The organism is Bradyrhizobium sp. I1.14.4 (genome assembly GCF_050435825.1).
In the GTDB taxonomy this organism is placed as follows: domain Bacteria; phylum Pseudomonadota; class Alphaproteobacteria; order Rhizobiales; family Xanthobacteraceae; genus Bradyrhizobium.
The window spans coordinates 263,550-275,417 of sequence record NZ_JBNDLA010000005.1; the positions used below are offsets into that span (position 1 = coordinate 263,550).

13 protein-coding genes are annotated in these 11,868 nt (G+C 63.7%); 10 read left to right on the top strand and 3 right to left on the bottom strand.

Features of this window, described 5'->3' with window-relative positions:
- Positions 1–7: 7 nt before the first annotated feature.
- The 7 genes from ABIB78_RS13450 (at position 8) to ABIB78_RS13480 (ending at position 5,623) form a co-directional block, all read left to right on the top strand.
- Positions 8–424, top strand: coding sequence for a hypothetical protein (locus tag ABIB78_RS13450; RefSeq protein ID WP_429024995.1), 417 nt, complete (start codon positions 8–10; stop codon positions 422–424).
- Positions 421–1,284: an alpha/beta fold hydrolase gene (locus tag ABIB78_RS13455; protein WP_429024998.1), complete on the top strand. Its 864-nt coding sequence runs from the start codon at positions 421–423 to the stop codon at positions 1,282–1,284. Before ABIB78_RS13450 ends, ABIB78_RS13455 begins: the two co-directional genes overlap by 4 nt.
- Before the next feature lie 30 nt (positions 1,285–1,314).
- The gene (locus tag ABIB78_RS13460) at positions 1,315–2,232 is read left to right on the top strand and encodes an amino acid ABC transporter substrate-binding protein (RefSeq protein ID WP_429025000.1); all 918 of its coding nucleotides are present in this window, start codon (positions 1,315–1,317) and stop codon (positions 2,230–2,232) included.
- A gap of 151 nt (positions 2,233–2,383) precedes the next feature.
- Positions 2,384–3,115: an amino acid ABC transporter permease gene (locus ABIB78_RS13465; protein WP_229183736.1), complete on the top strand. Its 732-nt coding sequence runs from the start codon at positions 2,384–2,386 to the stop codon at positions 3,113–3,115.
- Between the two features lie 2 nt (positions 3,116–3,117).
- Complete coding sequence (locus ABIB78_RS13470; RefSeq protein ID WP_429025002.1) at positions 3,118–3,810, top strand: amino acid ABC transporter permease; 693 nt, start codon at positions 3,118–3,120, stop codon at positions 3,808–3,810.
- A gap of 18 nt (positions 3,811–3,828) precedes the next feature.
- The gene (locus ABIB78_RS13475; RefSeq protein WP_429025005.1) at positions 3,829–4,560 is read left to right on the top strand and encodes an amino acid ABC transporter ATP-binding protein; all 732 of its coding nucleotides are present in this window, start codon (positions 3,829–3,831) and stop codon (positions 4,558–4,560) included.
- A 202-nt stretch (positions 4,561–4,762) separates the two neighbouring features.
- Positions 4,763–5,623 carry a D-amino-acid transaminase gene (locus ABIB78_RS13480; protein ID WP_429025007.1) on the top strand — a complete coding sequence of 287 codons (861 nt, stop codon included), beginning with the start codon at positions 4,763–4,765 and terminating at the stop codon, positions 5,621–5,623.
- A 156-nt stretch (positions 5,624–5,779) separates the two neighbouring features.
- Here ABIB78_RS13480 and ABIB78_RS13485 read toward each other — a convergent pair whose 3' ends face one another.
- The 3 genes from ABIB78_RS13485 to ABIB78_RS13495 all read right to left on the bottom strand — a co-directional run bounded on the left by ABIB78_RS13485 (position 5,780) and on the right by ABIB78_RS13495 (position 9,337).
- Entirely contained in the window at positions 5,780–6,238 is a 459-nt protein-coding gene (locus ABIB78_RS13485) for a carboxymuconolactone decarboxylase family protein (RefSeq protein WP_429025009.1), read from the bottom strand.
- Between the two features lie 35 nt (positions 6,239–6,273).
- Entirely contained in the window at positions 6,274–7,893 is a 1,620-nt protein-coding gene (locus ABIB78_RS13490) for an MDR family MFS transporter (protein ID WP_429025011.1), read from the bottom strand.
- Between the two features lie 295 nt (positions 7,894–8,188).
- Positions 8,189–9,337 (bottom strand): HlyD family secretion protein, encoded by a 1,149-nt coding sequence (locus ABIB78_RS13495; RefSeq protein ID WP_429025013.1) that lies wholly within the window; start codon positions 9,335–9,337, stop codon positions 8,189–8,191.
- A 143-nt stretch (positions 9,338–9,480) separates the two neighbouring features.
- On the opposite strand from ABIB78_RS13495, the gene ABIB78_RS13500 reads away from it, so the two are divergent.
- The 3 genes from ABIB78_RS13500 (at position 9,481) to ABIB78_RS13510 (ending at position 11,861) form a co-directional block, all read left to right on the top strand.
- Entirely contained in the window at positions 9,481–10,392 is a 912-nt protein-coding gene (locus ABIB78_RS13500) for a LysR family transcriptional regulator (protein ID WP_429025015.1), read from the top strand.
- Between the two features lie 166 nt (positions 10,393–10,558).
- Complete coding sequence (locus ABIB78_RS13505; RefSeq protein ID WP_429025017.1) at positions 10,559–11,530, top strand: tripartite tricarboxylate transporter substrate binding protein; 972 nt, start codon at positions 10,559–10,561, stop codon at positions 11,528–11,530.
- 145 nt (positions 11,531–11,675) lie between these two features.
- A complete protein-coding gene (locus ABIB78_RS13510; protein WP_429025020.1) occupies positions 11,676–11,861 on the top strand; it encodes a DUF3311 domain-containing protein in 186 nt (61 codons plus the stop codon).
- Positions 11,862–11,868 lie beyond the last annotated feature (7 nt).

An 11,868-nucleotide genomic window follows, 5' to 3' on the forward strand; every position in this document is an offset into this window, starting at 1 on the left:
CCGACAGATGACGCGACCGCCCGACGCCACCGACGACGCTGTGACGATGGCGTTTGCCGGCCTTCCTGCATTGCTCGACCAGGCTCCCTCGCTGGTCTCGCGCGGGCGGTTGCTCGATTGCGACTGCCTGATCGGCCCGATGGAGCGGCCGTTTCATGCCGCCATCCGCGCCGGCCGGATCGTCGAGCTGACGCCGGCGCCGGTCCTGATGCGCTCGTGGCACTTCGCCTATCGCGCGACGCCGCAGGCCTGGGCCGCCTATTGGCAGGCCGAGCCGAAACCCGGCTGGCATGACCTGCTGGCGCTGACCAAGCGCGGCGAGGCGGTGCTGGAAGGCGACCTGCATCCCTTCATGGCGCATCTGCAATACTTCAAGGACCTGCTGGCGCTGCCGCGGCAGCATTTCGCGGCGGCCGTATCATGAGCGGCACCATCATGAACGGTCATATCGAGCCGATGGTCGGCTGCTACGTGCACGTCGAGATCGGAGGCGAGCTGCACCGCATCTATTTCGAGGAGAACGGCAAGGGCGTTCCGCTGGTCTGCCTGCACACTGCCGGCGCCGACGCGCGGCAGTGGCGGCATCTGCTCGCAGACGCGCAATTTGCCGAAAATTTCCGCATCATCGCCTTCGATATGCCCTGGCATGGCAAGTCGAATCCGCCGATGAGCTGGACCGGCGATGAATATCAACTCACCACTGCGCGCTACACCGAGACCATCCGCGCCTTCTGCCGTGCGCTCGCGCTGGAGAAGCCGGTCGTGATGGGCTGCTCGATTGGCGGCCGCATCGTGCTCAACCTTGCGATCGAACATGCCGTCGAGTTCCGCGCGCTGGTCGGGCTCGAGGCCGCCGACTTCCAGGCGCCGTGGTATGACACCAACTGGCTGAATCGGGCGGACGTTCACGGCGGCGAGGTCTGCGCCGCGTTGGTGTCGGGGCTGATTGCGCCGCAAAGCCCGCAAGCTACGCGGATGGAAACGCTGTGGGCCTACAAGCAGGGCGGTCCCGGCGTGTTCAAGGGCGACCTCTATTTCTACCGTGTCGACGGCGACCTGCGCGGCCGGGTCGCGTCAATCGATACTAAAGTATGCAAGCTCTATCTCCTCACGGGCGAGTATGATTTCTCCTGCACGCCCGAGGACACGAGGCGGACGGCAGCGGCTATAGGGGGCGCCAGCGTCACGATCATGGAACAGCTCGGTCATTTTCCGATGAGCGAGAATCCGGAACAGTTTCGCCGCTACATCGCACCCGTCCTCGCCGACATTCTCACGCAGTAAATCGACCGTTTCCACGCAAGGAGTAGACGTATGACACGCAAATATCTCATCGGCTTCGCGCTCGCCGCCGCGCTCGGCGCGAGCCAGGCGCAGGCCCAAGAGCTGACGGGCACGCTGAAGAACATCAAGGACACCGGCGCGATCACGCTCGGCTATCGCGATTCCTCGATCCCGTTCTCCTATCTCGACGACAACCAGAAGCCCATCGGCTACGCGATGGACATCTGCTACAAGATCGTCGATGCCATCAAGAAGGAGCTGAAGCTCGACAAGCTCGAGGTCAAGCTCAACCCGGTCACCTCGGCGACGCGCATTCCGCTGATGGCCAACGGCACCGTCGACCTCGAATGCGGTTCGACCACCAACAATGCCGAGCGCCAGAAGCAGGTTTCCTTCACCAACTCCCACTTCCTGACCGCGAGCCGCTACGTCACGAAGAAGGCGAGCAAGATTAACTCGATCGACGACCTGAAGGGCAAGACGGTGGTTTCGACCGCCGGCACCACCAACATCAAGCAGCTCACCGAAGCCAACCTCGCGCGCGGGCTGAGCGTCAATATCATCCCGGCCAAGGATCATGCCGAGGCCTTCCTGATGGTCGAGACCGACCGCGCGGTCGCCTTCGTGATGGACGATATCCTGCTCGCGAGCCTCGTCGCCGGCTCGAAGTCGCCGGACGACTACGTCATCTCCAAGGACGCGTTCTCCAAGCCCGAGCCCTACGGCATCATGCTGCGCAAGGATGACGCGCCGTTCAAGAAGGTCGTCGACGCCGCCACTGCGGCGCTCTACACCAGCGGCGAGGGCCAGAAGATCTACGACAAGTGGTTCAACCAGAAGATCCCGCCGAAGGGCCTGAACCTCAGCGTGCCGCTCGGGCCGGAGTTGAAAAAGCAGTTCACGAAGCCGTCGGATTCACCCGATCCGGATGCGTATCTGGTCAACTGACCGCAAGGTTGGGTATGACCCGTCGCTCCTCGGGGCGGGTCCCGAAAATAAGCGTGTCCGGCCATTTTGGAGGAAAATGGCCGGACATTTGCATAGACGCCGCGCGCGATGTCGGCGTAATGCGTGATCAGCGCGGGAGCGCGGGGGACCTGTGAACTATAATTGGAACTGGCACATCTTTCTTGAGCCGAACCCGATGGGGACCGGCACCTATCTCGACATGTTGCTGGCGGGACTGGTGGTCACCGTCAAGGTGTCGGTGCTCGCCTGGATCATCGCGCTGGTCTCCGGCACGGTGATCGGCGTGCTGCGTACGCTGCCGTCGCGGACGGCGTCGTGGATCGGCTTCTGCTGGGTCGAGTTCTTCCGCAACATGCCGCTCCTGGTGCAGCTCTTCCTGTGGTTCTTCGTGCTGCCTGAGCTGCTACCGAAATCCGCCGGGCTGTGGATGAAGCAGTTGCCGAACGCTCCGTTCTGGACGGCCGCGGTCGGCGTCGGCCTCTTCATGTCGGCGCGCGTCGCCGTGCAATTGCAGGCCGGCATCGGCTCGCTGCCACGCGGGCAGAAGCAGGCTTCGACCGCGCTCGGCCTCACCACGGTGCAGACCTATCGCTACGTGCTGCTGCCGATGGCGTTCCGCATCATCCTGCCGCCGTTGACCTCCGAATTCCTCAACACCATCAAGAACAGTGCGGTCGCCATCACCATCGGACTGATCGAATTGACCGGCCAGGCCCGCTCGATGCAGGAGTTCTCGTTCCAGGTGTTCGAGGCGTTCACCGCGGCGACCGTGCTCTATCTTCTCCTTAATTTCGTCGTGGTGACCGCGATGCGCTTCCTCGAGCGCTATGTCGCGATCCCCGGCTACATCACGGGCAAATAACGATGCTCGGCAATCTCGATTTCGACGTCATCCGCCGTTCGCTGCCCTATCTGTTCTTCGAGGGTATGCGCTTCACGCTGACCTTGACGGCGCTCGCGGCGTTCGGCGGCCTCGTGTTCGGCACCCTGATCGCCCTGATGCGGTTGTCGAGCTACAAGGTGCTCGGGCGCATCGCGGGCTTTTATGTCGACTTCATCCGCTCGCTGCCGCTGGTGCTGGTGATCTTCTGGTTCTACTTCCTGGTGCCTTACATCGGGCAGTGGCTGACCGGCGCGTCGCGGCCGATCTCGGTCGGCGCCTTCGCCTCCTCGCTGATCACCTTTATCGCATTCGAGGCGGCCTATTTCTCCGAGATCATGCGCGCCGGCATCCAGTCGATCTCGCGCGGCCAGCCGGCCGCCGCCAACGCGCTCGGCCTGACCTACAGCCAGACCATGCGTTACGTCGTGCTGCCGCAGGCGTTCCGCAACATGCTGCCGGTGCTGCTGACGCAGACCATCGTGCTGTTCCAGGACACCTCACTGGTCTACGTGCTGTCGATCCCGGATTTCCTCGGCGCCGCCAGCAAGGTCGCGCAGCGCGACGGCCGCCTGGTCGAAATGTACCTGTTCGCCGCGCTGGTCTACTTCGTCATTTCCTGTGTCGCGTCCTATGGTGTGCGCCGCCTGCAAGCGCGAATTGCCATTGTTCGCTGAACAACAAGCTGAGCCATCATGATCGAGATCAATCACGTCAACAAATGGTACGGGCCGAGCTTCCAGGCGCTGAAGGATTGCACCACCAGTGTCGCCAAGGGCGAGGTGGTCGTGGTCTGCGGCCCGTCGGGTTCGGGCAAGTCGACCCTGATCAAATGCGTCAACGCGCTGGAGCCGATCCAGGGTGGCGACATCATCCTCGACGGCATCAAGGTCAATGACCCCAAGACCGATTTGCCGAAGCTGCGCTCGCGCGTCGGCATGGTGTTCCAGCACTTCGAATTGTTTCCGCATCTGCGGATCATCGACAATCTCTGCCTCGCGCAGGAGAAAGTGCTCGGACGCAAGCATGACGACGCCGTCGTCACGGCCATGAAGCTGCTCGATCGCGTCGGGCTGAAGGATCACGCCAAGAAATTCCCGGCCGAATTGTCGGGCGGCCAGCAACAGCGCGTCGCGATCGCTCGCGCGCTCGCGATGAACCCGATCGCGATGCTGTTCGACGAGCCGACCTCGGCGCTCGACCCGGAAATGATCAGCGAGGTGCTCGACGTGATGGTCGACCTCGCCCGCGAGGGCATGACCATGATGGTGGTCACCCACGAGATGGGCTTTGCCAACAAGGTCGCCGACCGCGTGATCTTCATGGACCGCGGCGAGATCGTCGAGGATGCCAAGAAGGCCGACTTCTTCGGCAAGCCGCGCAGCGACCGCGCGCAGAAGTTTTTGTCGAAGATCTTGCAGCACTGAGGCCGGCGGCAGCCTCTTTCGTCATTGCGAGCGGAGCGAAGCAATCCATCGTGCCGCGGGTGCGGGATAGATAGATTGCTTCGTCGCTGTCGCTCCTCGCAATGACGGGGATGGGCCACTGGCTCCTTCCAGGGGTTTTCCCCCGTTAACAATTTGCGTATACGAAGGCCTGAAAGCCCCCTTCGTCCGCAGGAGAACTCGCGTGGAAAAGATCGCTTACGTCAACGGCTCGTTCGTGCCGCATTCCGATGCCAAGGTCTCGGTGTTCGACCGCGGATTCCTGTTCGCCGACGGCATCTACGAGGTTGCCGCGGTGCTCGAGGGCAAGCTGATCGACAACGCCTCGCACCTGGCGCGGCTCAAGCGTTCGGTCGGCGAGATTCAGCTTGCGCTGCCCGAGACGCTCGAGCGGATCGAGGAGATCCAGAAGGAGCTCGTCAAGCGCAACGACCTCGTCAACGGCATGGTCTATCTCGAGGTTACCCGCGGCGCCGACAAGGGTCGTGACTTCGCCTTCCCGAAGGCCGACGTCAAGCCGACGCTGGTGATGTTCACCTCGGAAAAGGACATCATCAACGCGCCGTCGGCAAAGACCGGCATCAACGTCATCACGGTGCCCGACATCCGCTGGGAGCGGCGCGACATCAAGAGCGTGGCGCTGCTCGCGCAGGTGCTGGCTAAGCAGGCTGCGGCTGCGGCCGGCGCGGGCGAGGCGTGGATGATCGAGGACGGCAAGGTGACCGAGGGCGGCTCGTCCTCATCCTTCATCGTCACCCAGGACGATGTCATCGTGACCCGGCAGAATGGCAACGAGATCCTGCCCGGCTGCACCCGCAAGGCGGTGGTCAAGCTCGCCGAGGAGCGCCAGCTTCGCATCGAGGAGCGCGCCTTCACGGTCGAGGAAGCGCTTGCCGCCAAGGAAGCTTTCATCACCAGTGCCTCCGTCTTCGTGCAAGGCGTAGTCGCGATCGACGGCAAGAAGGTCGGCAGCGGCAAGGTCGGCCCGATCACCGATCGCCTGCGCGATATCTATGTCGAGTTCGCCCGGGCGATGGCGGTTTAGAGCAGTCGCGCCGCGCTTTGCGCTGTCATCGCCCGGCTCGACCGGGCGACCCAGCATTCCAGAGACCTTCGTGACTCAGCCGAGACGTCGTGGCGTACTGGATGCCCCGCATGAAGCGGGGCATGACAGTGGAATATATGGCGAACAATATCACCCTCACGCCGCGACCTTCACCTTCACCGGGTGCACCGCGCGGAAGCCGATCGCGATCCGGTTCCAGGCGTTGATCGCGCCGATCAGCGTGGTCAGGTTGACTAGCTCGCTGTCCGTGAACCGCGCGCGCACCGCCTCGTAGTCGGCGTCGGGCGCATGCGTCTCTGAAACCAGCGTCAGCGCTTCGGTCCAGGCCAGCGCCGCGCGCTCGCGCTCGCTGTAGAGCGGCGACTCGCGCCAGGCGTTCAGCAGGTAGAGCCGCTGCTCGGTCTCGCCATGCTTGCGGGCGTCCTCGGTGTGCATGTTGATGCAGTAGGCGCAGCCGTTGATCTGCGAGGCGCGGGTCTTGACCAGTTCGATCAGCGATTGCTCGAGGCCGCTTGCCGTGATCTGGCTTTCGACCGCCACCAGCGCTTTGATGGTTTCGGGGGCGGCCTGGTAGAAGTTCATGCGGGGTTTCATGGTCGTTCTCCTTGGTTATGGGTTCAGTAAAAAGGCTAGTGTGCACCGCCGCCGCCGGCGAGTTGGCCCGGCTTCTTCAGGAACAGCGTCGCCACCAGCGCTATGATCAGCGCCACGCCGAGCAAATAGAAGGTGTCGCTGAAGGCGAGGATGTAGGCCTGCTTCTGCACCACCTTGCCGATCGCCGCGATCGCGCGGTGGGTGGCGTCGGCGTGATCGGCAACGCCGTGGTTCAGGAAATACTGGGTCAGTCCCTCAATCCGCGTGCGGGTCGCCTGTTCAAGCATGGAGACCGACTGCATCAGCACGTTGGAGTGATACTGCTCGCGCTTGGTCAGCAGTGTCTGCAGCGCGGCAATGCCGATTGCGCCGCCAAGGTTGCGCATCATGTTGAACAACGCCGACGCCGATCCGGCATTCTCCGCCTCAATTCCAGCCGTCGCAACTGCCGACAGCGGAGCGAACGCAAGCGCCTGACCGACGGCACGGACCACGTTCGGCCAAAGCAGCTGATCGGCCGCATAGTCGTTGGTCATGTAGATGTTCATGAAGTTGGAGCCGGCGAACAGCGCAAATCCGACGCCGATGACGATGCGGGGGTCGAAGCGCTGCATCAGCCGCGGCACCAGCGGGATCAGCACGAGCTGTGGCAGGCCGGTCCAGGCCAGCACCATGCCGATCTGCTCGGCGTTGTAGCCCTGGATGCGCGACAGATATTGCGGCAGGATGAACACCGAACCGTACAGTGCAATGCCGAGCAGGAAGTTGGCCAGCATGCCGAAGCCGAAATTGCGGCGGGTGAGCAGGCGCAGATTGAGCAGCGGCTTCTCGACGGTGAATTCGACGATTAGGAAGGCGACCAGCGCGACGGCTGCGATCACCGAGAGGCGGACGATGAAGGGCGAGCCGAACCAGTCGTCCTTGTTGCCCTCTTCCAGCACGGTCTGCAGCGCGGCGAGGCCGATCGCCATGGTGATGATGCCGAGCCAGTCGCCCTGGCGGATCAGCGACAGCTTCATCGGGCTCGGATCGAGCGAGACGTACAGCATCGCGATCATCACGGCGCCCGGCACCAGGTTGACATAGAAGATGTACTGCCAGCCCCAGTTCTCGGTGAGATAGCCGCCGATGGTCGGGCCGATCGCGGGCGCGAATGTCGCCGACAGTGCGAACAGCGCAAGCCCGATCGGCTGCTTCGCCTTCGGCAGCAGCGTGATGATCAGCGTGAACGCCATCGGGATCAGTACGCCGCCGGTGAAGCCTTGCACGGCGCGCAGCGCGATCATCTGCGGCAGGTCCTGTGCCAGCGCGCAGGCGCCTGAGAACACCAGGAACAGGAACGCATTGGTGAGCAGATAGATGCGCACCGAGAACACCTGCGCGAGCCATCCGGACAGCGGGATCACCACGATCTCGGCGATGAGGTAGGAGGTCGAGATCCAGCCGCCGTCATCGATGCCGGCGCCAATGCCGCCTTGAATGTCGGCGAGCGAGGCATTGACGATCTGGATGTTGAGCACCGCCATGAACGCGCCGAGCGTGGCGCCGATCACCGCAATCCAGGTCTTGGTCGGGATCGCGGGCGTCGCCAGCGTTGCGAGCGTGGTGAGATCGGCTGATTTGGCTGCATCGACGGTAGGCTGAAGCGCGGTCATCGGAGTGTTCTCTGGCTTGCCCACATAAGATGTATTAGGCGGCCGCTTTCGATAATCGGGGAAAGAGTGGAAGGATTGTCCGGCCACAATTGATAATCGGCATGCCACCATGTCTTGCCGCGCAGCGGCTCATCCGCGATCCCGGTTCACCGGTGAGGTGAGCGAGCCTCTCAGGCCCTCTGCGGGGGCAGGGAGCCCTGCCGCTGGTGATTGCGGCACGAAGAAGGGCACAGCAAAACGCGATCGACACCGAGTGGTGATCGATCGCGCGAAGCCAATCGGTGGTCGTTCGTCTCTACCCGCCGTGTGGCCGCGTCGCTGATGCAAGCCGGCGCTTCTCCTCGCGCTCGGCCAGCACCGTCGCCTTGGTGTTGACGGTCGGGATCGCCGACATGCCCGGCCGCAGCAGGCCGGTCAGGCTGTGATCGTCCAGCACGATCTTCACGGGCACCCGCTGCACGATCTTGGTGAAGTTGCCGGTGGCGTTGTCGGGCGGCAGCAGCGCGAATTCGAGGCCGCTGGCCGGCGACAGGCTGTCGACATGGCCCTTCAGCGTGGTGCCGTGAAAACTGTCGACGGTGAGCTCGACCGGCTGGCCGTTGCGCACATGGGTCAGCTGCGTCTCCTTGAAATTGGCGACCACATAGACCGCATCGAGCGGCACCACGGCCATCAGCTGGGTGCCGGCCTGCACATACTGGCCGACGCGCAGCGTGCGGGCGCCGACGGTGCCGTCGACCGGCGCGGTGATCCGTGCGTAGGACAGGTTCAGCTCGGCCTGCTGCTCGACCGCGCGGGCCCGGTCGGCCTGCGCGACAGCCTGGGCGCGCTGCGTGGTCAGCACGTCGACCTTGCGCTGCGCCGCCGACAGCGCCGACTTCGCGTGCTGCAACTGCGCCGTATTGCTGCGCAGCGCGGCGTCAGTCTGCTGCGCGCGTTGAATGGTGCCGGAGCCGGACTTCATCAGCCCGTCGTAGCGGGTCTGCTCTTCCTGGGCGAATTTCAGATTGGCCTCGGCGGCGGTGACATCGGCGGTGCTCTGGTCGATGATCGGCTGTTGCAGCTCGAGTTGGGCATCGAGGTTGCGCACGGATGCTTCGGCGGCATCGACATCGGCCTTGGCCTGGCCGAGCGCAGTGCGGTAGTCGCGGTCGTCGATCTGGGCCAGCAATTGGCCGGCCTTCACCGGCTGGTTGTCGGTCACCAGCACGCGGGCGATGTAGCCCGACACTTTCGGCGCGATGATCGTGGAGTCCGCCTTCACATAGGCGTCGTCGGTCGATTCCAGGTAACGGCCGGTGGTGAGGTAGTCGTAGCCAAAATCGGTAGCCACGACGACGCCGAGCACGGCGGCGAGCCCGAGCGCCACCCGCTTGATCGTCCGCCGCGACGGGCGAAGGCCGATTTTGGCAGAATCTTCAGGGACATAGGTGGTGGTCAACATGGTCGTCTCCTGGCCGAACATTTGCGTCCTTCCAGAAAGGGCGCCGGCTACGGCCCCTTAGATGCAATGTCCTGTGCCCTGTGATAATCCCGATAAAACTGGAAGCATTATCAAGCCAGCGCTGATAATCCGGACCTTGCCGCATGGATCGCCTGACCAGTTTGACCGCCTTCGTCCGGGTCGTGGATACCGGTGGCTTTTCCGCCGCGGGCCGCAAGCTCAACATGTCCACGACCATGGTGAGCAACCATGTCCAGTCGCTGGAGGACCGGCTCGGCGCGCGGCTGCTCAACCGCACTACGCGCAAGGTCAGCCTTACCGACGTCGGCCAGGCCTATTACGACCGCTGCGTCCAGATCCTCGCCGACATCGAGCAGGCCGACGACATCGCAGGCGCGCTACAGTCCGTGCCGCGCGGCACGCTGCGGATCTACACCAACACCCATCTCGCCCAGTTCCTGTCGCCCGCAGTTGTCGAGTTCCTGGCGACCTATCCCGAGGTCAAGGTCGACCTCGCAATCGGCGAGCGCAACGTCGACCTGATCGACGAGAACTACGATCTCGCGGTGCGGATGATCCCGCCGCCGGATTCCAGCCTGATCGTGCGCAGCATCGCGACCTGGCGGCACGTGCTGTGCTGCTCGCACAGCTATATCGAACAGCACGGCAAGCCTGCGCAGCTCGCCGACCTCACGGAACGCAATTGCATCCGTCACGTGAATTATCCCTACGGCGACGAGTGGCATTTCGTCGACCGCAAGGGCACCCCGGCGTCGGTGAAGGTCACGGGCAATCTGGTCGCCAATAGCGGCGATACACTGCGGCTCGCCGCGTTGGCCGGCGTCGGCGTATTCCTCGCGGCAGGCTTCCTGGTTCGCGACGAGCTGGAGTCGGGACAGCTGGTCCGGCTGTTGCCCGAGTACCGGCCGGTCGAGTTCACGATGAACGCGGTTTATCCGCACCGCCATCATCTCTCGGCGAAGGTGCGCACCTTCATCGACCTCCTGGTGCATCACGCCACCGAGCAGCAGAAGCTGATCAATCCGTATTCGTGAGGGGGAAATAGCTCGCGCTCAAATCCATCACCATCATCCTGAGGCTCGCTCCGCTCTCACCTCGGGATGACGGGTCTAGCAGCGCTTCCTTCAGCGTCATGACGGCCCGGCATCCCTTGCATGGCGTGGGCGTGTATGAAGATCGCGTCACTTGCCGGGGGCTGTCATGCCGCTTCGTCTCCTCGCACCACTCCTGTTCGCGCTCACAGCAAACCTGCTGCTGCAGGCGCCGGCGCGCGCCGGCTATCCCGATCATATCGTGAAAATCGTGGTGCCGTTCGCGCCGGGCGGCGGCACCGACGTCGTGGCGCGCACGCTGGCGCAGGAGATGCAGAAGGATCTCGGCGTCACCGTCATCATCGAGAACAAGCCGGGGGCAGGCACCATCATCGGCACCCAGAGCGTCGCGGCGAGCCCGGCCGACGGCTACACGCTGCTGATGGCGACCTTCGCCAACGCGGTCAATCCGAGCCTCCACAGCAAGCTGCCCTATGACGCGCACAAGGACTTTGCGCCGGTGGCGCTGGTGGCGCGCTCCTTCAACGTCGTCGTGGTCAGTCCGGCTTCGCCGATCAAGTCGATCGCCGATTTGATCGCGGTCGCGAAGGCTGATCCGGAAAAACTGTCCTATGGGACCTATGGCACCGGCACCTCGGCGCATCTCGCCGGCGAATTGTTCAAGCACATGGCTTCCGTCAATCTCACCACTGTTCCCTACAAGGGCGCGGCACCCGCCATCACCGACCTGATCGGCGGCAAGATCCAGGTGATGTTCACGACGGTCGCAAGCTGTGCGTCGCTGGTCGCAGCCGGGCAGCTGCGCGCCATCGCGGTGACCTCGGCTGAACGCTCGCCCGCGTTCCCGCAATTGCCGACGGTGTCGGAAGCCGGCGTATCCGGTTATCTCGCCGAGTCCTGGTACGGTCTTTACGCGCCTGCGAATACGCCGCCCGACATCATCGATCGCCTCAACAAATCGGCGGCCAAGGCCGTGCGGGCGGAGGCCTTCAAGAAGCTCGGCGTCAATGAGGGCCTCGTGATGGTCGCACAGCCTCCGGCCGAGCTCGACCGCTACTTTGCCGGGGAGGAGGCGCGCTGGCGCAGGGTGATCCAGGACGCCGGCATCAAGGCCGAATAGGCCGCCGCCGCGCACGGCGATCACATCTTTTTGCATCGCCATGCCGCGACCGTGATTCTAGACGCAACAAACGGGTTCCTGGGTCGTTGATGACGGGACGCCGGCAACCTCGCCGGTGGGTCAGGCCTTGGGCTGGGAGTGGGCCATGTGGATTCTGTTGCTGCTGCCGTTTGTCGGCTTGCTCTGGGTGCCGTTCTATAATTTCGCCGAACCCTCGCTGTTCGGCTTTCCTTTCTTCTACTGGTACCAGCTCGCCTGGGTGCCGATCTCCTCGCTGCTGATCTTGCTGGTCTATCGCAGCCGCCGGCCCGACGCCGACGAGCAGCGGTGAGGGGACA

Coding starts and splice junctions, on each gene's coding strand:
- ABIB78_RS13450 (WP_429024995.1), top strand. CDS start 8: ATGACGCGACCGCCCGACGCCACCGACGACGCTGTGACGATGGCGTTT.
- ABIB78_RS13455 (WP_429024998.1), top strand. CDS start 421: ATGAGCGGCACCATCATGAACGGTCATATCGAGCCGATGGTCGGCTGC.
- ABIB78_RS13460 (WP_429025000.1), top strand. CDS start 1,315: ATGACACGCAAATATCTCATCGGCTTCGCGCTCGCCGCCGCGCTCGGC.
- ABIB78_RS13470 (WP_429025002.1), top strand. CDS start 3,118: ATGCTCGGCAATCTCGATTTCGACGTCATCCGCCGTTCGCTGCCCTAT.
- ABIB78_RS13475 (WP_429025005.1), top strand. CDS start 3,829: ATGATCGAGATCAATCACGTCAACAAATGGTACGGGCCGAGCTTCCAG.
- ABIB78_RS13485 (WP_429025009.1), bottom strand. CDS start 6,238: ATGAAACCCCGCATGAACTTCTACCAGGCCGCCCCCGAAACCATCAAA.
- ABIB78_RS13490 (WP_429025011.1), bottom strand. CDS start 7,893: ATGACCGCGCTTCAGCCTACCGTCGATGCAGCCAAATCAGCCGATCTC.
- ABIB78_RS13495 (WP_429025013.1), bottom strand. CDS start 9,337: ATGTTGACCACCACCTATGTCCCTGAAGATTCTGCCAAAATCGGCCTT.
- ABIB78_RS13500 (WP_429025015.1), top strand. CDS start 9,481: ATGGATCGCCTGACCAGTTTGACCGCCTTCGTCCGGGTCGTGGATACC.
- ABIB78_RS13505 (WP_429025017.1), top strand. CDS start 10,559: ATGCCGCTTCGTCTCCTCGCACCACTCCTGTTCGCGCTCACAGCAAAC.
- ABIB78_RS13510 (WP_429025020.1), top strand. CDS start 11,676: ATGTGGATTCTGTTGCTGCTGCCGTTTGTCGGCTTGCTCTGGGTGCCG.